Source organism: Dyadobacter sp. CY347 (assembly GCF_021502655.1).
GTDB lineage: Bacteria > Bacteroidota > Bacteroidia > Cytophagales > Spirosomataceae > Dyadobacter.
Window position 1 is genome coordinate 1 of sequence record NZ_JAKFFT010000006.1, and the last position, 21,774, is coordinate 21,774.

Sequence of the window (21,774 nt, forward strand, 5' to 3'; positions counted from 1 at the left end):
ACAAAGACCTTGTTGGTGACTATTGGCCTGGTGTTCACCTCTTCCCATCCCGAACAGAGAAGTTAAGCCCAGAACCGCCGATGATACTTGGATCAAACCTGGTAAAGTAGGTAGTCGCCACAATACCATTAATCTAAAAGCCTCCCAGAAATGTGAGGCTTTTTTTTGTGCCTATTAGCTCGTGTTTACCGCTTACCAGGCCGAGAGGCGAAGTATGTACCTGCTCTCCCTAGCATAGAAGTTAGGTATGGCCGGCTAAGTTGATCAGCACCAAAAGTTATCGATTTAGGACGGAGTCTCTCCCAACTAATACGAGGACCGAAATAACATCAACGGGCTCCTGCTAGAAGATTTACATTCGTTTCTCTGATTGAGTATTCTGCGAAACATCTTGGATATATAATGTAATGCGGCGCCATGATGACAGCCGGGATTGGAAGAAATACAGCTTTCTCATGTTTAAAGTTTGCGCCTATAAGGAGTCTTAATCGTAAAAGATAAGCTTATCTATTGCGCAGCTGTGGGCTAATATATACGCTTTGATCAAATTGTTTATCAACCTCCAATTTGATTTTAAGAGGTCACAAATAGAAAAAGGCCGCTTAAGTTTATTTAGCAGCCTTCGTCTTCCTATAATCGCCTAGTCTAATTCAAAACAACAGTCTTAGCAGAAGACTTGGTATCCATAAATTCGTGAACTGTTTTGATAATGCCTTGTTCGTCTACACCACATTCTCGGTAAAGCTCGCTTGGTTCGCCGTGTTCGATGATGCTGTCTGGAATGCCTAGTCGTTTAATGGTAGATGAATAACCGTTGTCGGCCATGAATTCCACCACTGCGCTGCCAAATCCGCCTTGTAAGCAGCCATCTTCTAAGGTTATGACTCTGTTATAGGTTTTAAATATTTGGTGAAGTAGGGTTTCGTCTAATGGCTTTGCGAAGCGCATGTCAAATAACGCGGCTGATATGCCTTGATGTTCTAACTGTTCACAAGCTTTCAAAGCATAATTTCCCAACGGACCGAAAGATAGGAGGGCAAGATCCTCACCATTTTTCAGTTTTCTGCCCTTCCCAATCTCAATCTCTTCAAAAGGAGTATTCCAATTTGGCATAACTCCTGATCCTCTCGGGTATCTGATCGTAAATGCTTGTTTGCCCGATTGGAAAGAATCTAACTGCGCAGTGTACATCAGGTTCCTGAGCTCCTGCTCATTCATCGGAGAAGAAACAACCATATTTGGAATGCAACGCATAAAAGCGATGTCATATAGCCCATGGTGCGTAGGCCCGTCTGCGCCCACCAATCCTGCCCTGTCTAAACAAAATATGACCGGGAGCTCTTGAATGCAGACATCGTGAATAACCTGATCATATGCCCGTTGCATGAAAGTTGAATATATATTACAATAAACAACTTCGCCCCTAGTTGCCATCCCGGCAGAGAATGTTACAGCATGCTGCTCAGCAATGCCGACGTCAAATGCTCTTTCCGGCATTAACTCCATCATAATATTCAATGATGAACCAGATGGCATGGCTGGCGTTACTCCTACAATTTTTGGATTTTGCTTTGCAAGCTCAACAATGGTGTTCCCAAAAACATCCTGATATTTCGGTGCTTGGGGCTGATCGTAAACCTTTATTTTAATTTCTCCGGTGATCTTATCGAAAATCCCGGGTGAATGCCATTTGGTTTGATCTTTTTCAGCAGGACCGTAACCTTTTCCTTTTACAGTAAGGCAATGCAATAATTTTGGTCCCGGAATGCTTTTAAGGTCTTTTAAAACCTCCGTAAGATGGCTAATATCATTGCCGTCAATTGGTCCAAAATATCTAAGGCCTAATGATTCAAAAAGATTGCTTTGACGAAGAATGGCCGTTTTCATAACCGTTTCTACTTTGGAAACGATCTCCTGAGCGCTTTTGCCAAAATTGCTCATCTTCCCAAGCATATTCCAAACCTCGTCCCTGAACTTGTTATAAGTTTGAGAAGTGGTGATATCGGTCAAATATTCTTTAAGCGCACCAACATTCGGGTCAATAGCCATGCAATTATCATTCAAGATGATAAGCAGGTTAGAATCTGTTGCTCCGGCGTGGTTCATGCCTTCAAAGGCCATTCCCGCGGTCATCGCGCCGTCCCCTATAATGGCGATATGTTGTCTTTCGAAATTTTTCTCTAATGCGGATGCAACTGCCATTCCCAATGCAGACGAAATAGAAGTAGACGAATGCCCTACTCCAAATGCATCGTAAATGCTTTCACTGCGTCTCGGAAAGCCGGAAAGACCTCCATAAGTGCGGTTGGAATGAAAATTATCCCGTCTGCCAGTCAAAATTTTGTGACCGTAAGCCTGATGACCTACATCCCAAACCATCTGATCGTCCGGTGTATTGAACACATAATGAAGCGCGACGCTGAGCTCAACAACGCCCAGGCTCGCACCAAAATGTCCGCCATAGACGGAAACATTATCAATGATATATTGACGTAATTCGTTACATACTTGTGGAAGCTGGGAACTGTCTAACTTTCGTAAGTCCTCAGGGGAATCAATCTTAGCTAATAATTTCCCAGGTTTTATAAGCATATTCAAGCTTTTGAAATCAAATTTTTGCGGAATTTATGCAGACAAAATTAAGCAAATAAGGACATTAAGTCCGACTTTATTTTTGCTGACTTGCCTTGAACAGCTTTTGCTTTTCTTCTCTCGTCAAACTTTCGTAGCCCGATTTTGAAATTTTATCCAATATAGAGTCAATTTCCGTTTGATCAGGCATTTCAATTGTTCCCGACGATGATGCAGACGAGTAAACACTTGTGCTTCGGTAAACTTGTCTTTCGCGATAAGTAACCTGCATAGAAGGACGTTTACGGAATAACCGAGACCAGACATTCATAACGGCATATAGCGGCTTGCCAAGGTCCGTTCCGCTTTGCAACAGTTTGATAAATACATACCCAACAAAAGCACCACCTAAATGTGCCAGATTACCTCCGGCATTTGGACCAACAGTTTGAGCAAGAGAAAGGATAATGTAAAAAAGTGCAATGAATTTTATCCTGATCGGCCCTAAGAAAATAAGGTTGAAAGTGTAGTTAGGAAGCAATGTAGAAGCTCCTACTGCCACAGAAAACGCCGCCGCCGAAGCACCCAGCATTCTGGATCCTTCCACATGGGCCTGGAAGTAAGGCAAGGCATTATAAAGAACAATGTAAATCAATCCGCCCGCGATTCCACCGAGCATATATAGCGCTATCACGCGCTTTGCACCCAGATATTCATCAATAAGCTTTCCAAACCAATAAAGGAAGAGCATATTAAACAGAATATGGAAAATATCATCGTGTGTGAAAAAATAGGTGATCAGCGTCCAGGGCCTGTACAAAAACTCATTGGTTGCAGCAGGAAGTTGCACCGTGTTAATCACTGCATTGTAAACATTTGCAGATTGAGAAAGAGTCAGAATAATCTTTAATAGCAGCAAAGTCAGGAAGACCGCCACATTAACGAGGATTATCTTTACAAGTGCATTCTCTGATTTGGCAAACTCCCTCTTTACGTCATCAACAATATTGCTCATCTCTCAATAGAAATTTGTTCTTTGCGTATTCCAGTAACGCAATAATATATATGCAAATAGCATTCCTCCTATGTGTGCAAAATGCGCCACATTGTCTGACTGAGCATTCTGAAATCCTGCGTATAATTCGTACAGACCGTAAAAAGCAACGAAATATTTAGCCTTAATCGGGAACGGAACAAAAAGGAGGAAAAGCTCAGTATTCGGAAACAATAAACCAAACGCCATTAGGATGCCGAAAATTGCTCCGGAAGCACCAACCAAAGGCGTATTAATCAAACTTTGATAATAAGAATTTACGAAATCTACACTTTGTTGAATGTAGCCAGAATTTGTTGGATTGTCTTCAAACTTATTTAAAAAATCAAGGTTGGCTTCGTAAATTCTTTCAGCATGTTTGCTCATGAAATCCACGAGTCCGTCCGGGGTTGGATTTTGAGTAAATATTTCAACAGCCTGCCTAACCTGGTTGTTTTCAAAATAATCAATCCCGGTGAAAAGCATTCCTGCTCCTATGCCTGTAAAAAAGTAAAAAAACAGAAATTTCTTAGGTCCCCAACCCCGTTCCAGCAATGGTCCGAACATGAATAAACCAAACATATTGCTGAACAAATGCCCGAAACTTCCATGCAGGAACATATATGTTACAAACTGGAAAGGCAGAAATGCGGGAGAAAACAACGACCGCAGCGCAAAGACATTCGTAAGATTAAAAATGTAGGAATCGACTACAAAAAAGAGAATATTAAGAATAAGTAAGTTCTTGACAGTAGGGGTTATGGATAACATATTTTGTGTTTAATCAAGATTTATTCAATAACTGATGACCCTATATTTTTGTTCGTCAGGCTTTAAATATACTGGTAAGTTTATCCATTGTGAGCAAAACAATGATTGCTTCTCCACTGGGCGTTCTGTTAGGGTCTGTGGATGCAAAAAGCTGGTCAATTAATGTGTGGATTTCGACAAATGAAAGCTTCACTGCATAGCGAACCGAAAAACGTCTCGCCAACGAACGTGAAAGGCTTTCCGGTTTATTTAATTTAAGGTCAGAATAGCTTTGTTTAAGTTGCTCGATCAACTCTTCAAAAAGATCCTGCTCACTTTCTTCCGGTAAATCCGCCGGAATACCCCGAATGATCAGCTCATTGGATCCAAACTCATCAAATTCAAATCCCAGGCTTCTGATTTCTTTTTTCGTCTCATTCACAAGCTGCATATCCGAATGCGTCAGCCTGATCGTTTTCGGAAAAAGCAGTTGCTGGCAAGCGCCATTTCGGTTCGTAAGCATCTTACGATATCGTTCGTAGAGGATCCGTTCATAAGCGGCCTTCTGATCGATTAACATAATGCCGTCCTTCACTTGCGAAAGAATGTATCGGTTATGAAGCTGAAAAAGCACTGCATCGCTTTCAGGCGCAGAAATAACCTCCGAGGCCATTCTGTTGATCTTGCTGGCAATGGTTTTGGGCTGCTCCTGAAAAGAGGGCCTGGACACCGTGGTTGCGTTAATTTCAAATGCAGCCAGCTCCCGGTTACGGTCCTCTGTATTTTGAAGTCCTTCAAAGAGTTTATTCCAATTGGTAAGGTTCGATCTGGACTGTCCGCCCTCGCTTTTTTTCGATTGCGCCGCCCAGTCAGGCATAACGGTTCTTGGAATCAAATTATGGTTTTGATCAGATGATGTTGGGTTCAGAAAATTAATATTATCATCAAAATCAATGGATTGAGATAAATTATAAACGCCCACAGCCTTTTTCACCGCAGCCATTACAATGGCATACACTGACTTCTCGTCATCAAATTTGATCTCCGTTTTCGTCGGATGAATGTTTATATCAATGTGTGAAGGATCAATTTCAATGAAGAGGACGTAAAATGGATGGCTTCCTTCCGGAATAGTGCCGTCAAATGCGCTGATAACCGCATGGTGCATATAACTATGCTTCACATAGCGATCGTTCACAAAAAAGAACTGCTCGCCGCGTGTCTTTCTGGCAAATTCAGGTTTGCCAATGTATCCCCGAACGCTGATGTAGGACGTATCTTCCTGGCAAAAAGCAAGTTGCTCCCGATAACTCTTGCCATAAATGTCCACAATCCTCTTCACCAACTTGCCTGATTGCAGGTTGAAAACCTCCGTATCATTATGGTGCAATGTGAAAGCAACCTGTGGATGCGCTAGCGCAACGCGTTGAAATTCGTCCAGAACATGCCGCATTTCAACCGAATTGGATTTCAGGAAGTTCCGTCGCGCAGGAACATTAAAAAACAGGTTCTTAACCGACAAGTTTGTCCCTTTCAAACAAGCCACTGCTTCCTGTGCCTTGATTTCCGAACCGTCGATCCGGATCATTGTACCTAATTCGTCGAATTCCTGGCGTGTCCTGAGCTCGACCTGCGCAATAGCGGCAATAGACGCAAGCGCCTCGCCGCGAAAACCCATTGTCCTGATCCTGAACAGATCTTCCGACTGCCGGATCTTGGAAGTAGCATGCCGCTCGAAGCTCATCCGGGCATCCGTTTCAGACATTCCGGAACCGTCGTCTATGATCTGGATCAATGTCCTTCCGGCTTCTTTCAAAATAACCTGCACATGGTTCGCCTTCGCATCAATGGCATTTTCCATAAGCTCTTTCACCACCGATGCAGGTCGCTGAACAACCTCGCCGGCGGCAATTTGATTGGCTATGGAATCTGGTAATAATTGTATGATGTCGGAAGACGGCATGTCGGAATTTTGATTTATTTAACTATAACAAATAAACAAAATTTTTTTAAGAGCGGGTTCAATTTTGGCGGGTAGCAAGCTTGTAGTGGTGACTTTTAGTAGAAACTACAATAGAATAATTACATTGTTTATAAAAATTTTCTACATTTTTAGAACGTTTTTAGAGAATTACTTTGTTGAGAATAAATAAAAACGCTAACTTGGGATATCAAACTCCTATGTTAATAACCTGAACCTGATATGAAAACGCCAATTTCAAAACGATTTAACTTTACGATGGCATTGCAGTGGCTGATATTTTTGCCAATTATTCTGCCGCTCTGCATAATCTTCGGCGCTATCGAAGGCGTTGTAAAAATGGTCGAAAAAATGGCCCAGCGAATGTGGATGGATATGGAATTATAAAACCAAAGCATATATCAAGAAAAAGCCCGGTGTGTGAACATCGGGCTTTTTGCTTTTATCATTAAAACTTAGAATTTCCATCTCACAAAAGCTTCCATCGCTTCGTATTCCGCTAATCCAAGTTCGTCGTACAAATGTGCAGTTGCGCGGTTACGCTCTTCCGCACGCTGCCAGAATTCCCTCGAATCTTCGCCCTGGAACACAACGCCGTCTTTTTGAGACTGGTGTTTGAAAATCCCCTGACGTTTTTTCAAAACCTGATCCGGGCTCATTGGAACAGCCATTTCGATTTCATAGATATCCCATTCAGCCCATGCGCCGCGGTATAACCATACCCAGCAATCCTTCATGAAGTTTTTATGTTTCGAACGCTGTAATGCAGCCTCAATAGCGTCCCAGCACACTTTATGCGTTCCGTGCGGATCGGCGAAATCACCTGCTGCATAAATTTGATGAGGTTTAATTTCTTCGATCAGGTTTTCAATGATCTTAATGTCCTCTTCACCAATCGGTTTTTTCTGAACCGTTCCTGTTTCGTAAAAAGGCATGTTGAGGAAGTGCGCCTGGGTGGTGGGTATGCCTACGAACCGGCAAGTCGCCTTCGCTTCTCCCTGGCGAAGCAGTCCTTTCACTTTCCGGATCTCCGGCGTGTCGATCTCACTGTCCTTAGTATGTTTCAAAAACTCCTTCGCATCCAGGAAAAGCTGGTTTGCCTGCGGGCTCTCGATTCCAAAACCTTTATTAAAGTCAACTACGAAATCGATGAAACGCAATGCTTCATCATCGGCAACGGCAATGTTACCGGAAGTTTGATAAGCCACATGCACTTCATGTCCCTGATCCACCAATCGCTGGAATGTTCCACCCATGGATATAATGTCGTCGTCCGGGTGCGGGCTGAAAATCAACACGCGCTTTTTGGATGGCTGCGCTCTTTCAGGACGGTGCGTGTCGTCTGCATTAGGCTTACCGCCCGGCCATCCCGTAATGGTATGTTGTAATTGGTTAAATACATTGATATTGATCTCATAGCCGGAACCATATTGGGCCAGCAAATCGCTCATACCATTATCATTGTAATCTTTATCCGTCAGTTTAAGGATTGGCTTGTTCAGCGAGCTCGACAAATGAGTGATCGCCTTTTTGATCATTTTATTATCCCAAACCACCGAGTCAACGGCCCATGGCGTCTTAATGCGGGTAAGTTCGGAAGCCGCGCTTTCGTCCACAACGAAAGAAACGTCCGGATGTGCTTGCAAGTAAGATGCGGGGTTCAGTTCCGTCACCGGACCTTCAACAGCTCCGCGGATCACCGAAGCTTTTCTTTCACCCCAAGCCAGAAGAACAATGCGGCGTGCATTCAAAATAGGCGCAACACCCAATGTAATCGCTTTACGGGGCACATTATGCAATCCGCCAAATTCCATCCCTGCCGCAACGCGGGTTGAATGGTCGAGCGTGATCAGCCTCGTGCGTGAATTGATCAGCGAGCCCGGTTCGTTAAAACCAATGTGACCATTTCCCCCAATCCCCAAAAGCTGGAAATCCAGGCCGCCAACGGCATTTATTTTATTTTCATAAGATGTGCAGTAATCGCGTAGCAAAGCTGGCGGAACGGTGCCGTCCGGAAGAAAATAGTTTTCTTTCGGAATGTCAACGTGGTCGAACAGCTGCTCTTTCATGAACCGGTGGTAACTGTAAATCGATTCCGGCTCCATTTGGTAATATTCATCCAGGTTGAATGAAATTACGTTCTTAAAACTCAAACCTTCTTCCCTGTGCATGCGCACGAGAATCGCATAAACAGTTTTTGGTGAAGATCCAGTCGCTAAGCCCAAAACACATTTCTTACCCTCTTTTTGCTTCTGGCGGATCAAATCAGCGATTTCCCTTGCTACTGCATTGGAAGCCTCTTTGGAATCGGCGAAAATCTGAGTTGGTATTTTTTCGTAGGTGATTGGCTGTCCTATCGTTCCGGGTGTTCCTTTCCCGTTGTTGGAAGCTTGCATCAAAATTGTTTGTGAATTCACCGATTGCTGGCTCATATTATGCTTGAAGTTATTTATTAAGAGTTTATGAATAGACAGGGTAGGAAATCAGGAGCAAAAATACAACTCAAAACGAATATTATTAAAAAAATTTAAAAAATAAACGCATCCAGAAATATTCTTATTTTTGCACCCAAATCTACGAAATCATCACACCATTTTCCCAATACAACCCATGTCTACACTCACAAGCGTTGAACGTGACACCACCATTTTTGATCTTATTAATAGAGAGAAACATCGTCAGGAATCTGGCATCGAGCTCATCGCGTCTGAGAACTTCACGTCCAGACAGGTTATGGAAGCGGCTGGAAGCGTTTTGACTAACAAATATGCAGAAGGACTGCCAGGCAAGCGTTATTATGGTGGCTGTGAGGTTGTAGATGAAATAGAACAAATTGCAATTGACCGTTTGAAGGAGCTTTTCGGAGCAACCTGGGCCAATGTTCAGCCACATTCGGGTGCGCAGGCGAATACAGCTGTGTTTCTTGCTTGCCTTAATCCGGGCGATAAAATCATGGGTTTCAACCTGTCACACGGTGGTCACCTGACGCACGGTTCGCCGGTTAACATTTCTGGAAAGTATTTTAAGCCTATATTTTACGGGGTAGAAGCGGAAACGGGATTAATAGATTGGGATAAAGTAGAAGAAACTGCTGTAAGAGAGCGTCCGAAACTATTGATTTGCGGCGCTTCCGCATATAGCCGCGATTGGGATTACGCACGTTTGCGCTCGATCGCCGATCAGGTTGGTGCATTGTTAATGGCTGATATTGCTCACCCTGCGGGCTTGATCGCCAAAGGTTTATTGAATGATCCGTTCGATCACTGCCACATTGTAACAACCACAACACACAAAACCCTTCGCGGACCTCGTGGCGGTGTGATTATGATGCGTAATGATTTTGAAAATCCATTTGGCATTACAACACCAAAAGGACAACTGCGCACCATGTCTTCACTTTTGGATTCGGGTGTTTTCCCAGGAACACAAGGCGGACCTTTGGAGCATATCATTGCAGCTAAGGCGATTGCATTTGGAGAAGCATTGAGCGAGGGTTACTACAATTATGCAGTTCAGGTGAAAAAGAATGCACAGGCGATGGCCAAAGCATTTGTAGATAAAGGTTACGGGATTATTTCAGGTGGAACAGATAACCATTTGATGCTGATCGACCTGCGTACGAAAAATGGTCAAAATCCGGGCTTAACAGGTAAATTGGCAGAGAATACACTGATTAAGGCAGATATAACCATTAACAAGAACATGGTGCCTTTCGACGACAAATCACCTATGATCACATCCGGTATCCGTGTTGGAACAGCTGCTGTTACGACTCGCGGAATGGTAGAAACGGATATGGAGCGCATTGTGGATTTCATTGATACTGTGCTTGTTAACCATGATCAGGATGCGAAGATCGCAGCTGTGAAAGGCGAGATCAACAACTGGATGAAACAATTTCCGTTGTATCTCTGATATTTAGCATTTCAAATAGCGGCAGCGCATCGGTTATCCGGTGCGCTGTTTTTTTTGTTTATTCCGATGTTTTTTAGCAATAAAATTTCGTTTACTTTTCATAACTTTGCACTCCAAAATCGAATTAATTGATATGAGCAAGAAAAACACGGACGAATCCGGGCTTGAAATTATTGAAACTCCGGAAGCATTAGCTGGCCAGATCAATAAAGCGGAGGTTTTTTTTATTAAAAATCGCAAGATTGTTTTAGGGATAGCGGGGGCGGTTGTTTTAGCAGTTGTCGCTTTTGCCGGATATCGCTTTTACATCGACGGACAAGAAGGAACAGCTCAGGATGCGCTTGCTAATGTCGTTTACGATTTTGAGGCAGATTCATTACAAAAAGCATTAAACGGAAGCGGTGGTAACGAAGGACTTTTATCCATCGCTGACTCTTATAAAGGAACTGACGCTAGTAATTTGGCGAATTTCTATGCAGGCGTTGCATTATTGAAGCAAGGAAAATATGATGATGCGATCAGCCATCTTCAATCATTCAGTTCATCAGATCTTTTGGTTCATGCGCGTGCGCAATCTTTGATCGGTGATGCATATCTTGAAAAAAACCAACCTGCTGAGGCTATATCTTTTTACAAAAAGGCTGCGGATTATGAGAAAAACGAATACTTCACGCCGGTTTATTTAATGAAATTAGCTATCGCGCAGGAAAAAGCAAACCAGCCTGCTGACGCGGTGTCCACATATAAACGTGTTATCGACGAGTTTCCTCTTTCATCGGAAGTGGTAAACGCGAAGAAATACATGGGTGTATTAGAGGGACAGGTCGGCAAATAATGGTTAACCATTACTGTTTCTAAAAAGGATAAAGCCGACAAAGGTTTTATCCTTTTTTATTGCCCAAGTAATCATATGTTTTCAACTATCCTCTGATTTCAATTATGTCAAGTGCTGATAAGAATTTAAGTGTTTTCAAAACGGAAGGCCTGCCCGACATTAGCTCAAAAAGGTTTGGTATCCTGGTCGCCGAATGGAATACAGAGGTGACCGAAAAGCTTTTCGAAGGAGCTTACCAGACATTAATTAATCACGGGGCCACTCCTGAGAACATTGAAAGAGGTAATGTGCCGGGCAGCTTCGAGCTCACATTAGGCGCGCAATGGTTCGCAGAACGCAGGGATATCGACGCCGTGATCGCATTAGGCGTGGTGATCCAGGGCGAAACCAAGCACAATGATTACATTAACCATGCTGTGGCACAAGGCATTACCAATGTTAGTTTGAAATCAGGCAAGCCGGTAATTTTCGGAGTCCTGACGCCCAACAATATGGAACAGGCATTAGACCGCGCAGGCGGCGTTCACGGAAACAAAGGCGACGAAGCCGCTATAACCGCTGTCAAAATGTTAGGCCTTTGGAATCAGATCGCCACGGCAAGGTCATACTAAGCATTCACTCATTCAAAACTCACTCATTCAAAATTATTATGCAAGTCTGGAAATTTGGCGGGACATCGGTAGGAAAGCCGGAACGCATGCATTCAATCCGCGAACTTCTTAACGGCGACTCCAATCGCAAAATCGTTGTTTTGTCCGCGTTATCCGGTTCTACAAACGCGCTTATTGCCATTGGCGAAGCTGCGAAGGCATATGATGATGCAAAAGCGAATTCGCTGATAGAAGATTTGAAATCGCATTATCTGTTGTTTATTAACGAGTTATATGCAACCGAGGCAGGCTTAGAGGAAGGAAAGAACATTGTTGAAACTGAGTTTGGCTTCATTAAGTCGCTGGTGGGGATCAAGCCTTTTACGATCAAACAGGAAAAAGAACTTGTTGCCGAAGGTGAAATCCTGAGCACCAAAATGTTCCAGGCATATCTGGAAGAAAAAGGAGAAAATTCTGTATTGCTGCCTGCGCTCGATTTCATGCGCATTGATGCAGACGGTGAGCCGGAACTGGCTACGATTGAAGACAAATTGGTAACGATTTTAAATCAATATACAGACAAGCAAACCATCATTACGCAAGGTTTCATTTGCAGAAATCCGCGTGAAGAGGTTGATAACCTGAAAAGAGGAGGATCTGATTACACGGCGTCTCTGATCGGTGGCGCCATTCGGGCAGACGAGATCCAGATATGGACAGACATTGATGGAATGCATAATAATGATCCGCGCATTGTAAAAAGAACTTTCCCAATCCGTGAGCTGACATTTGAAGAGGCAGCAGAACTGGCTTATTTCGGAGCAAAGATCTTGCACCCAAGTACAATCACGCCAGCCAAGCTTCGTGGTGTTCCGGTGAGGTTGAAGAACACCATGCAGCCAGAAGCCCCGGGCACATTAATCGCCAACCAGACTTCGGACCGTGACATTAAAGCCATTGCGGCTAAGGACAACATTACTGCAATTTATATACATTCAACCCGTATGCTGAATGCTTACGGCTTCCTTCGTAGGGTGTTTGAAATTTTTGAAAAATACAAAACACCTGTCGATATGATCACGACTTCCGAAGTTTCGGTTTCCGTGACAATCGACAATTCTGAGAACCTGGAACAAATCACTGCCGAGCTGCGGGAATTTGCTGACCTTGAAGAACATGATCGTGATCAGAACATCATTTGTATAGTAGGAAATTTCAGTGCGGATAAAGAGGGAATTGCGTTAAAAGTGCTGGATGCGATGAAAAACATCCCTATACGAATGATTTCGTATGGTGCATCGGAACACAACTTATCACTGCTTATTCACTCCAAATACAAGGCTGAGGCATTGAATGTGCTGAATGAGCGCCTGTTTTATTACGAAGATGCAATGAAAGACATTTTTACAGCTCCATAATATGTTACAAACGAATTTTATCCGCGAGAACAGAGATTTTACCATCGCCGGATTAACAAAAAAGCATTTCAAGGATGCCGCGGAAGTTGTAGATCAGATTATTGAACTAGACAAGAAGCGCAGACAATTGCAGCAAGACCTGGATGAAACATTATCTGAATCTAATGCAAAAGCCAGGGAGATCGGCGGATTAATGAAAGCCGGGGCAACTGCGGAAGCAGAGGCAGCCAAGGCAGAAACGGCCGTATTGAAAGAACGCTCTAAGGCGCTGGATGAAGCGCATAAAGAAGTTGAGGGCAAATTGCTTCAAGAGCTCGTTAAGCTCCCCAATTTGCCGCACGAAAGCGTTCCGGAAGGAAGAACAGCTGAGGATAATGTAAATGTGCTGGAAGCAGGTGAGAAGCCTGTTCTGCCAAAAGGCGCATTACCACATTGGGAATTAATTGAAAAGCTTGGCAAAAACCAGGCGCCTATCATTGATTTTAAGTTAGGAAATAAAATCTCAGGAGCCGGATTTCCGGTTTATAAAGGAAAGGCGGCCAGGCTACAACGGGCAATGATCGCGTTTTTCCTGGATGAAGCGGGAAAAGCAGGTTATACCGAAGTGCAGCCTCCTATTGTAGTCAATGCGGATTCCGGATTTGCTACGGGACAGTTGCCTGACAAAGAAGGCCAGATGTATCATGACGCGCAGGACGACCTTTATTTAATTCCTACTGCCGAAGTTCCGGTTACCAACTTGTATCGGGACGTAATTGTTGCTGAAAGCGAATTGCCGGTCAAAAATGTCGCATATACACCGTGTTTTCGTCGTGAGGCAGGCAGCTGGGGCGCACACGTGCGCGGACTGAACAGGTTGCACCAGTTTGACAAAGTTGAAATCGTGCAGATCAATAAGGCTGAGGATTCTTACAAGGCTTTGGACGAAATGGTGGAGCATGTGAAAAGCCTGCTTGGCAAACTCGAACTTCCTTACCGCATTCTGCGCCTTTGCGGAGGCGATATGGGCTTCACATCAGCATTAACTTACGATTTCGAAGTGTGGTCCGCAGGGCAGGAACGCTGGCTGGAATGCAGCTCAGTTTCGAACTTTGAAACTTACCAGGCAAACCGGTTGAAATTGAGATATAAAACCGCTGATAAGAAAACGCAGTTGCTGCATACATTGAATGGCTCGGCGCTCGCATTGCCGCGCATTGTGGCAGCATTGCTGGAAAACAATCAGCAGGCGGATGGAACAGTTAAAATTCCTGCCGCATTGGTTCCTTATTGCGGTTTTGATATTATAGAATAAAGCGTTTTAGATTTCTTATAATGCAAAATGCCCTCGTCGATAGCGAGGGCATTTTTTATGATTTTAGGAAATGGAATAATGCTTTTGGAAAAACATTTATGATTTTAAAGGAAACAATGCTGCATCTTTTTTGGGAAATGCCAGCCAAATAAAATAACCTGTCAGCAGAACAATGCAAACTTGCATAGCATAGTCGACAAACAGTTCCAATGAGGCAAATGTATCAAACGGCGTCATATAGCAAGGCATGCCTAGCCGCCACCAGTATGAAGGGTGCACCACGCACAACACATTAAAAATCAGTAATAGTGTGACTTGTACCGGTTTTTTCCAATCGATCACATAGAACACAAGCGGAATCAGAAACAGGAAAATGTAATTGCTGTAAGCGCTTTGCTGCACAATCATCATCGTTGCGTAAAGCACAATCCAAACACGGGACAGCATGACCCTGAAATCCGCTTTTTGAAGCCTTAATGCAGCCAGGCAAGCCAGTCCCACCGAAATAACAAGCCCTATCCAGTTCCAGAATTTCTCGCCGACACCAATGTGATTGAAAAACCATGGATTAATGATAGCAGGAATGTTCGGAGCACGCAAGGTTTTAGCCTCGTCCAATGGTTGTGTAAATTCCCAGCCTACTAACGGATAAAGGATTGCAAGCGAAATAACGCCAATAATGGCCATTGGAATTACTAACCTTAACTTATGCTTCTCCAAAAGAAATAATGGCACGAGGATCAGCACAAAAATCGCTTTCGTCATCAGCAACCCGATCGCCAGAATGACCGCGTACCATTCCACGCGCAATGTTCGCTCACGGATCAGATAAGCCAGGATCACAAACAGCCACATCCAGACATCTTCCTGCGCGCCAATAATGCAAAGCACCAGTCCGCCCGGTAAAAGGAAATACAGCAGCGATTTGAATAGAAAAATCCCTTTTGACTGGAATGGCCGAAAGAAATGATAAGATGCCCAAAGTGCCGCACCATCCATAATCGCCATTGTAAGGACAATCATTTTCGGATGATACCAGATTTTAAGGAATGCGCCTAAAAAGTAAGGATATAGCGGCGAATACGGCGACCAGAAATCGCGGTAAACAACCTGTCCTAATGAAGCTTTGCTGCCTTCGTCCCAAAAACCATTCACATCAGAGGTAGGTTCGAGGCCGGCTACCAGGTAAATCAGAATAAACGGAGCGAGGCGGAAGAGCGCCCAGCCAATGCTTAGCATGACATTAACGGGCTTGTTTTCCAGCCATTTCGTCAATGTTTCTCTTTTGAAAAGAACAATCCCCGCAAGTAAAATACAAATCAGGCTGATGCCCAGTTTCCCCAGGACTATGCTCATGCCGTTATCAGTTTTTCAGAAACCACTTTGCGGTATGTTTCTCGAAGGATCCAGAAAAAGCAAAGCACATTCAGGATTTGCAGGCAATATTCGAACAGGTAGGAAACGTTGCTGAACATTCCCAGAGAAGTATAGGCAGGTTGTTTGATATACACCCAAACAAATGGCTGCACAACCGTAAGCCAGTTCACGGCCAGTAAAATAACAACATGAAATGTTTTGCGGACATCAATAATCTCAAACAGAACGGCCATCAAATAAGCGATCAGATAAGCACCCATAGCACTGGCCTGGAAAATCATCATACAAACAAAACAAGCGATGAAAATTCCCGGAAGCACTTCATTAATGTGCTTATGACGCGCCTTATATGCCATAAATGCGGGCACAAAAACAGTGAACAGCAATCCGATCCAGTTGATCAATGTTGATTTTTTCTCATTAACCGTAACAAAAAGCTCTACAAATGGTCTGGAAATTGAAAAGAGATTCGGCGTCATGAGCTGCTCCGTATGCTGAATGGGCATGAGAAACAGATCGCCGATCTGCCAGTAAAGGAATCCGACCGCTGGCAAGCCAACCGCCGCCATGACCAAAAGCATTTTAATCGGTTTCTTGACAACAACCAAAAGGGCTGGTAATAAAAAAATAAAGGTTACCTTAATAGTCAGAAGGGCGAGCGCATAAAGCAACCCGATGCCAACTTCATAATTCACAGGCTTTTTAATGGTAAAGCGCCAGATGATCAATGCTGCACCCCAGAACCAGACCTCTTCCTGCCCATCCACCAGAATGTACATAAAACCCGCAGGGAGCATGTAATAAATTAGCGCAAGCTGCAATGCATTATTAATCCGGCTTTTATAAGTATCATAAGTGAGCCAGAGGATGAAACTCTCCATCAAAACCATAAACAGCACGATGGCGCGGGAATTGTGCCAGATCCACACAGGCAGGCTGATAATGTAGGCATATAACGGCGCGTGGTAGGACCAGAAATCGCGATACACGAACCCGCCTTGTTTTGCTGCTTCTGCTTTGTAAAAAAAGAAAGGAATGTCGCCCCGGGGATCTTCATTAACAATCAGGAAAATGCCGATCCAGGGAATAAGCCTGAGCAGAACAAAGGCAATGCCCAAAACCATTTTGTCGTTGTCCTTCTGCCACTTAGCTAACAGCCCGGATTTGCTGATCGTCCAGATAATGCCAAACGTCAGCAGAAGGTTTAAAAGGAGTTTTGTATAAAATACAGTAAGAACGGGCATTTTTTGCAGCAAAATTTGAGCGCAAACTTAAGACAACTTTTTAAACAATCATATCATGCCTTATCACACGCAGTTAATTGGAATGGATTTCAACCTCAGCGAAGAGCACCTCGCAGTCCAGGAAGCAGCCAGGGATTTTGCTAAAAATCATTTATTACCCGGTGTTCTGGAAAGGGACGAAGAGCAGAAATTCGATAAGCAGCTCTTGCGACAAATGGGAGAACTCGGTTTTCTGGGCATGATGACCGGCCAGGAATATGGCGGCGGGGGCATGGATACGCTTTCTTATGTGATTGCCATGGAAGAAATTTCCAAGATCGACGCATCCGCCGGGGTTATCATGTCCGTCAATAATTCACTTGTGTGCTGGGGACTGGAAAAATTTGGAACCGCAGAACAAAAGGAAAAATATCTTACCAAACTGGCATCCGGGCAAGTTTTAGGCGCATTCTGCTTGTCGGAGCCGGAAGCAGGCTCAGACGCAACTTCTCAGCATACCACCGCAATTGATAAAGGAGACTATTATCTCTTAAATGGCACCAAAAACTGGATCACGAATGGACAAACCGCAGACATTTGCCTCGTGATGGCGCAGACAGATTTGGGAAAGAAGTACGAGGGGATTAATGCATTTATTGTTGAAAAAGGTTTGGAAGGTTTTGAAGTTGGTAAAAAGGAAAACAAAATGGGCATACGGGCGTCTGACACCACTTCCTTGCTTTTTACAGACGTAAAAGTTCCTAAACAGAACAGGATCGGAGAGGACGGGTTTGGATTCAGGTTTGCGATGAGCACATTGAACGGCGGCCGGATCGGTATTGCGGCGCAGGCACTTGGCATTGCTGCGGGCGCCTTTGAGTTGTCCCTTGAATATTCCAAACAAAGAAGGACTTTCGGCAAACCGATCAGCGAGCACCAGGCCATTCAATTTAAATTGTCTGAAATGGCTACGAAACTGGAAGCTGCGCGCCTGCTCGTTTACAAAGCGGCCCGGTTGAAAGATGAAGGCAAAGATTACATTCAGGCCTCGGCGATGGCAAAATTATATGCCTCCGAAACCGCAATGTGGCTGACCACAGAAGCGGTCCAGATTCATGGCGGTTATGGTTATGTCAAAGAATATCATGTTGAGCGCCTGATGCGTGACGCAAAAATCACTCAGATTTATGAGGGTACCTCTGAAATCCAAAAACTTATAATCGCCCGCGAGCTCCTGAAATAATTTGATTTCGGGCATCCTGGCCGATTTATTCGAAATGTTGGATTAAAATGATACAGAAATATCACTTTTTTTTAGTTTTTTGTCAATATATACTTGTATTAGTTTTGTACAATTTATTAGATTTGTACAAAATTTGAAACAACGGTCAATAGGGCCCTTAATTATATCAAGTATGGAAGACTATAATAAGATTATTGAGTCGCTGGGGGTAAAGTTTGTGAAAGCGCGTCACATCAGAATTTTGCAACCGATAACCATCAAAAACTTTTACGACGTTCAGAATTCGCTGACAATTTTATACGACGGTGAGGTTTCTTTTGGTTCTGAAGAGTCGCAAAGAGTTGAGGAAGGTGATATGCTGTTTATTCCGGGTGGTAAGCACGCAACTGTGACATATGGCAATGGGCAAACCGCCAAGACCGTTTCAAATGAGGAGTTCATGACCAATCGTGATAATTACATTGAAGCAGGTCACGATCCGGCATTGATCGGAAAATTGCCTAATTCATTTGGTTTGATCTCTTTTGAAGCAAAAGTTTTTGATACCGTTAACTTTTTCACTTCGCTGGACGTTCCGCCGTTCCTGATCAAGAGAGACGATCAGATCGCGATCACGATCAATCAGATCCTGACAGAAGATATGCTAGATACGCCGGGAAAAGGCCGTATCATTAAGATTAAGACAGAAGAGGTTGTTATTGAGATCATTCGTTATATCCTGAAAAATAAATTGTTTGTTGAGCAACTTGTAACAAACAGCACCTATTTCAAAGATCCTCGTTTGATCGACATTTTCGCTTACATTAAGGACAATTTGGGCGGCGACCTTTCTAACAAGGTTTTGGCAAATGTTGCGAACGTTTCAGAAGATTATGTTGGACAATATTTCAAAATGCTGACTGGTATCAATCCACAGGATTACATTGAATATCAGCGCATGGAAAAAGCGGTTGATCTGCTTCGTACATCCAAGAAAAGCATCCGCGCGATTGGTTCTGACGTAGGTTACAAAGACACCGCTTACTTCTGCCGTCGTTTTAAGATGATGTTCGGGATTCCGGCTGGTAAAATGCGCCGTCGTGAGTCGTTGATGAACGTATAGTACTTATAGATTTGATAAAGCAAAAAAAGAGAACCAGCCCGGTTCTCTTTTTTTGTTATAACACTATTGAACCGGCGTAAACTGCACCGCAACCACTTTCCATCGTCCGCCTGACTTTACACAGACTGACATATAAGAAAGCACTCCCTGAAAGCCATTATTTTCGATCCTGGCGCGCACATCCCACATTCCGTTTACAACCACCACATCCCCATATGAACGTGTGCGTGCGGCAGAAAGCATCCCTGAATCCACAACGATAATGCCCTGCAAAACTGCCTGGACCAATGCGCGGCCTTCGATGGGCTGTCCTTGCAACCCAACTACGCTGAAATCGTTCGAAATGAGGTTTTCCAATGCTTTGGCATCTTTCTCCAACAGAGCCTTAAAAAATAAATTAGAACAGTCCGGTCCGTCCATGGGCTGCACATTTGAAGTTTGTGCTTTGGCCACGAATGCAAAAGCCAGTCCCAGGATTATTAATGTAAATGTTTTCATGCGGCGATGTGTATGCTGTTCGCGCTAAAAGTATCAAAACAAATTCACCTCCTGAAATTATATGATTAGATTCGTCTTTGTTTTGGAATAAAATAATGACAGTTCAATGAATAAGTTGATTACCAAGAATTTGGTGTTAGCAATGCTTGTGGCCATTACTGCCTGCTCGTCACCACCTGATAAGCTGGGAAGTCTGGACCTTGTAAAATGGCGTGGCGACAGGGGCGGGTGTACGAATGTGCGCGCAGGTCTCGAAAATGATTTTAAATCAATAGAGAAGCAATTAAAGGGCAAATTTGCGGATGATATCGGTGACCTGCTTGGTCGGCCTGACATTCATCAGCTGGGTGAGCGAAACCAGAAGTTTTACGTTTATTTTTTGGCCAAAGGAGAACAATGCGCTGACATTAAAGCAAAATCAACCGCACCAAAAGTAATCCTGAAATTTAATGCAGTCGGGCTGCTGAGCGAAATTACCTATCAAACGCGGCCTTTATAGATCAAAGATAAAATTTCTTGATCTTAATAAGCTGTTCCACAGGCTCAGGAACCAGGTAACGAATGGATTTCCCTTTCTGCAAACAAGATCTGATGTACGTTGCAGATATGTCCAGCAAAGGCGCTTCGACAAATTTTACGGACGGATGATTATTAAACGGGTGCGGTTTTGAATTCGGGCGTGGATATACGTAAAGGCCGGTGTATTCCAGTATTTTATCGTGGTTTTTCCAATTCGGAAACTGCGCCAGATTGTCTTCTCCCATGATCAGCTTAAACTCGTGCTGCGGAAACTTCTCCTGCAAGCGGATCAATGTATCAATGGTGAAGCTGGGCTTCGGCATGTGAAATTCAACGTCCGTGGCCCTGAGTACAGCATTATCTGAAATAGCGCGCTGAACAAGATCATATCGGTCAAATTCGTGCAGTAAGCTGCTGTTTTTCTTAAATGGATTCTGAGGGCTTACTACAAACCAAACCTGTTCCAGATCCGTGGATGTTGCCATGGTGTTGGCAATAATCAGGTGGCCGACATGAATAGGATTGAATGATCCGAAAAAGAGTCCGATTTTCATTGAATAAAATCCAGAACCAGTGCTTCCGCTTTTTTGAGTGTTTCGTCAAGATCATCATTCACGAGCACAACATCAAACTTGTCTTCGAAACTAAGCTCGTAACGAACCTTCCCAAGGCGGGTTTCCAATGATTTTTCAGTTTCTGTTCCTCGTTCGCTGAGGCGGCGGATGATTTCGGCTTCGGAAGAAACTTTTACGAAAACGGCTAATGCGCTTTCGCGATAGATTTCCTTTAATTTAAGTCCGCCTTTGACATCAACATCAAACAAGACTTGCTTTCCTTCATCCCAAAGCCGCTCAATTTCAGTTTTGAAAGTGCCATAATAATTTCCCGCATAAACCTCTTCCCACTCCGCAAACTCATTATTGGCAATGCGCTCCCGGAACTCCTTTTTAGGGAGGAAATAGTAATCCTTTCCGTCCACTTCATGGTCACGCCGTTCCCTTGTAGATGCGGAAACAGAGAAAGCCAGGAGGTTGGGATATTTTTTTAGAAGATGTCTTACTATTGTAGTTTTTCCGGAGCCGGACGGTGCGGAAAATATGATAAGCTTACCTTTCACACGAACAGCATTAACTGTTTATTTTTGAAATGATTGTTTTAAGAATGCTCTCTGGGCAGGGCTTCTTTTCGATCTTAAAATTAAGGGATTCCTTGATGCACTTTTCCAGTCTGTACGACTCAATGCAAGGCAAGCATTTATCCATGTTTTCACGAAAATGATCCTTCTCGGCCTCGGTTGCTTCATCGTCAAGAATAGCCTGAATTACCTTCATGCATTCAAGATGATGCTCGCATTTCTGCTTCATGGGTTGTTTTTGCGCTTCTTCGGTTATTGAAGGCGTGGTAGGGGATGCATTCATTATTAAA

General features: G+C 43.7%; 20 protein-coding genes and 1 rRNA gene. 10 read left to right on the forward strand and 11 right to left on the reverse strand.

What is annotated here, in order from left to right:
- Positions 1-11: 11 nt before the first annotated feature.
- Positions 12-123, forward strand: a 5S ribosomal RNA gene (rrf, locus tag L0659_RS14945).
- Between the two features lie 522 nt (positions 124-645).
- Here the strand turns inward: rrf and dxs are convergent.
- The 4 genes from dxs to mutL all read right to left on the reverse strand — a co-directional run bounded on the left by dxs (position 646) and on the right by mutL (position 6,317).
- Positions 646-2,592: a 1-deoxy-D-xylulose-5-phosphate synthase gene (gene dxs, locus L0659_RS14950; RefSeq protein ID WP_235127118.1), complete on the reverse strand. Its 1,947-nt coding sequence runs from the start codon at positions 2,590-2,592 to the stop codon at positions 646-648.
- 76 nt (positions 2,593-2,668) lie between these two features.
- Complete coding sequence (locus tag L0659_RS14955) at positions 2,669-3,586, reverse strand: rhomboid family intramembrane serine protease (protein ID WP_235127119.1); 918 nt, start codon at positions 3,584-3,586, stop codon at positions 2,669-2,671.
- A gap of 3 nt (positions 3,587-3,589) precedes the next feature.
- The gene (locus L0659_RS14960) at positions 3,590-4,375 is read right to left on the reverse strand and encodes a rhomboid family intramembrane serine protease (protein WP_235127121.1); all 786 of its coding nucleotides are present in this window, start codon (positions 4,373-4,375) and stop codon (positions 3,590-3,592) included.
- Between the two features lie 55 nt (positions 4,376-4,430).
- Positions 4,431-6,317, reverse strand: a complete 1,887-nt coding sequence (mutL, locus tag L0659_RS14965; RefSeq protein WP_235127124.1) for a DNA mismatch repair endonuclease MutL — start codon at positions 6,315-6,317, stop codon at positions 4,431-4,433.
- A gap of 240 nt (positions 6,318-6,557) precedes the next feature.
- Here mutL and L0659_RS14970 point away from each other — a divergent pair, with 240 nt between their 5' ends.
- Positions 6,558-6,722, forward strand: a complete 165-nt coding sequence (locus L0659_RS14970; RefSeq protein WP_169720018.1) for a hypothetical protein — start codon at positions 6,558-6,560, stop codon at positions 6,720-6,722.
- 68 nt (positions 6,723-6,790) lie between these two features.
- On the opposite strand, the gene nagB is transcribed toward L0659_RS14970, so the two are convergent.
- On the reverse strand, positions 6,791-8,731 hold the full coding sequence (gene nagB, locus L0659_RS14975; protein WP_235127434.1) for a glucosamine-6-phosphate deaminase: 1,941 nt from the start codon (positions 8,729-8,731) through the stop codon (positions 6,791-6,793).
- 214 nt (positions 8,732-8,945) lie between these two features.
- On the opposite strand from nagB, the gene glyA reads away from it, so the two are divergent.
- The 5 genes from glyA (at position 8,946) to serS (ending at position 14,387) form a co-directional block, all read left to right on the forward strand.
- Complete coding sequence (gene glyA, locus L0659_RS14980) at positions 8,946-10,250, forward strand: serine hydroxymethyltransferase (RefSeq protein ID WP_235127126.1); 1,305 nt, start codon at positions 8,946-8,948, stop codon at positions 10,248-10,250.
- 133 nt (positions 10,251-10,383) lie between these two features.
- Positions 10,384-11,085 carry a tol-pal system YbgF family protein gene (locus tag L0659_RS14985; protein WP_235127131.1) on the forward strand — a complete coding sequence of 234 codons (702 nt, stop codon included), beginning with the start codon at positions 10,384-10,386 and terminating at the stop codon, positions 11,083-11,085.
- Between the two features lie 104 nt (positions 11,086-11,189).
- Positions 11,190-11,696 (forward strand): 6,7-dimethyl-8-ribityllumazine synthase, encoded by a 507-nt coding sequence (gene ribH, locus L0659_RS14990; protein ID WP_235127133.1) that lies wholly within the window; start codon positions 11,190-11,192, stop codon positions 11,694-11,696.
- A 38-nt stretch (positions 11,697-11,734) separates the two neighbouring features.
- Complete coding sequence (locus L0659_RS14995) at positions 11,735-13,093, forward strand: aspartate kinase (RefSeq protein ID WP_235127135.1); 1,359 nt, start codon at positions 11,735-11,737, stop codon at positions 13,091-13,093.
- A 1-nt stretch (position 13,094) separates the two neighbouring features.
- On the forward strand, positions 13,095-14,387 hold the full coding sequence (gene serS, locus L0659_RS15000) for a serine--tRNA ligase (protein ID WP_235127137.1): 1,293 nt from the start codon (positions 13,095-13,097) through the stop codon (positions 14,385-14,387).
- Positions 14,388-14,483: 96 nt separating this feature from the next.
- On the opposite strand, the gene L0659_RS15005 is transcribed toward serS, so the two are convergent.
- Entirely contained in the window at positions 14,484-15,743 is a 1,260-nt protein-coding gene (locus L0659_RS15005; RefSeq protein ID WP_235127138.1) for a hypothetical protein, read from the reverse strand.
- Positions 15,740-17,008 carry a hypothetical protein gene (locus tag L0659_RS15010; RefSeq protein ID WP_235127139.1) on the reverse strand — a complete coding sequence of 423 codons (1,269 nt, stop codon included), beginning with the start codon at positions 17,006-17,008 and terminating at the stop codon, positions 15,740-15,742. The genes L0659_RS15005 and L0659_RS15010 overlap by 4 nt, the downstream gene beginning before the upstream one ends.
- An 82-nt stretch (positions 17,009-17,090) precedes the next feature.
- Between L0659_RS15010 and L0659_RS15015 the strand changes: the two genes are divergently transcribed.
- Both L0659_RS15015 and L0659_RS15020 read left to right on the forward strand, forming a co-directional pair.
- Positions 17,091-18,230, forward strand: a complete 1,140-nt coding sequence (locus tag L0659_RS15015; protein ID WP_235127438.1) for an acyl-CoA dehydrogenase — start codon at positions 17,091-17,093, stop codon at positions 18,228-18,230.
- A 172-nt stretch (positions 18,231-18,402) separates the two neighbouring features.
- Complete coding sequence (locus L0659_RS15020) at positions 18,403-19,332, forward strand: AraC family transcriptional regulator (RefSeq protein ID WP_026629643.1); 930 nt, start codon at positions 18,403-18,405, stop codon at positions 19,330-19,332.
- Between the two features lie 63 nt (positions 19,333-19,395).
- Here L0659_RS15020 and L0659_RS15025 read toward each other — a convergent pair whose 3' ends face one another.
- Positions 19,396-19,830 (reverse strand): nuclear transport factor 2 family protein, encoded by a 435-nt coding sequence (locus L0659_RS15025; protein WP_235127141.1) that lies wholly within the window; start codon positions 19,828-19,830, stop codon positions 19,396-19,398.
- 106 nt (positions 19,831-19,936) lie between these two features.
- Here L0659_RS15025 and L0659_RS15030 point away from each other — a divergent pair, with 106 nt between their 5' ends.
- Entirely contained in the window at positions 19,937-20,329 is a 393-nt protein-coding gene (locus tag L0659_RS15030; RefSeq protein WP_235127142.1) for a hypothetical protein, read from the forward strand.
- A 1-nt stretch (position 20,330) separates the two neighbouring features.
- Here L0659_RS15030 and nadD read toward each other — a convergent pair whose 3' ends face one another.
- The 3 genes from nadD to L0659_RS15045 are packed head-to-tail and all read right to left on the reverse strand — an operon-like array spanning position 20,331 to position 21,767.
- A complete protein-coding gene (nadD, locus tag L0659_RS15035) occupies positions 20,331-20,903 on the reverse strand; it encodes a nicotinate (nicotinamide) nucleotide adenylyltransferase (RefSeq protein ID WP_235127144.1) in 573 nt (190 codons plus the stop codon).
- Positions 20,900-21,466: a guanylate kinase gene (gmk, locus tag L0659_RS15040; RefSeq protein WP_235127145.1), complete on the reverse strand. Its 567-nt coding sequence runs from the start codon at positions 21,464-21,466 to the stop codon at positions 20,900-20,902. Before gmk ends, nadD begins: the two co-directional genes overlap by 4 nt.
- A gap of 10 nt (positions 21,467-21,476) precedes the next feature.
- Positions 21,477-21,767, reverse strand: a complete 291-nt coding sequence (locus L0659_RS15045) for a phosphohydrolase (protein ID WP_051350062.1) — start codon at positions 21,765-21,767, stop codon at positions 21,477-21,479.
- Between the last annotated feature and the right edge of the window lie 7 nt (positions 21,768-21,774).

Bases quoted from the DNA above. Each gene is read 5' to 3' on its own strand.
- dxs (WP_235127118.1), bottom strand. From the start codon at position 2,592: ATGCTTATAAAACCTGGGAAATTATTAGCTAAGATTGATTCCCCTGAG.
- L0659_RS14955 (WP_235127119.1), bottom strand. From the start codon at position 3,586: ATGAGCAATATTGTTGATGACGTAAAGAGGGAGTTTGCCAAATCAGAG.
- L0659_RS14960 (WP_235127121.1), bottom strand. From the start codon at position 4,375: ATGTTATCCATAACCCCTACTGTCAAGAACTTACTTATTCTTAATATT.
- mutL (WP_235127124.1), bottom strand. From the start codon at position 6,317: ATGCCGTCTTCCGACATCATACAATTATTACCAGATTCCATAGCCAAT.
- L0659_RS14970 (WP_169720018.1), top strand. From the start codon at position 6,558: ATGAAAACGCCAATTTCAAAACGATTTAACTTTACGATGGCATTGCAG.
- nagB (WP_235127434.1), bottom strand. From the start codon at position 8,731: ATGCAAGCTTCCAACAACGGGAAAGGAACACCCGGAACGATAGGACAG.
- glyA (WP_235127126.1), top strand. From the start codon at position 8,946: ATGTCTACACTCACAAGCGTTGAACGTGACACCACCATTTTTGATCTT.
- L0659_RS14985 (WP_235127131.1), top strand. From the start codon at position 10,384: ATGAGCAAGAAAAACACGGACGAATCCGGGCTTGAAATTATTGAAACT.
- ribH (WP_235127133.1), top strand. From the start codon at position 11,190: ATGTCAAGTGCTGATAAGAATTTAAGTGTTTTCAAAACGGAAGGCCTG.
- L0659_RS14995 (WP_235127135.1), top strand. From the start codon at position 11,735: ATGCAAGTCTGGAAATTTGGCGGGACATCGGTAGGAAAGCCGGAACGC.
- serS (WP_235127137.1), top strand. From the start codon at position 13,095: ATGTTACAAACGAATTTTATCCGCGAGAACAGAGATTTTACCATCGCC.
- L0659_RS15005 (WP_235127138.1), bottom strand. From the start codon at position 15,743: ATGAGCATAGTCCTGGGGAAACTGGGCATCAGCCTGATTTGTATTTTA.
- L0659_RS15010 (WP_235127139.1), bottom strand. From the start codon at position 17,008: ATGCCCGTTCTTACTGTATTTTATACAAAACTCCTTTTAAACCTTCTG.
- L0659_RS15015 (WP_235127438.1), top strand. From the start codon at position 17,091: ATGGATTTCAACCTCAGCGAAGAGCACCTCGCAGTCCAGGAAGCAGCC.
- L0659_RS15020 (WP_026629643.1), top strand. From the start codon at position 18,403: ATGGAAGACTATAATAAGATTATTGAGTCGCTGGGGGTAAAGTTTGTG.
- L0659_RS15025 (WP_235127141.1), bottom strand. From the start codon at position 19,830: ATGAAAACATTTACATTAATAATCCTGGGACTGGCTTTTGCATTCGTG.
- L0659_RS15030 (WP_235127142.1), top strand. From the start codon at position 19,937: ATGAATAAGTTGATTACCAAGAATTTGGTGTTAGCAATGCTTGTGGCC.
- nadD (WP_235127144.1), bottom strand. From the start codon at position 20,903: ATGAAAATCGGACTCTTTTTCGGATCATTCAATCCTATTCATGTCGGC.
- L0659_RS15045 (WP_051350062.1), bottom strand. From the start codon at position 21,767: ATGAATGCATCCCCTACCACGCCTTCAATAACCGAAGAAGCGCAAAAA.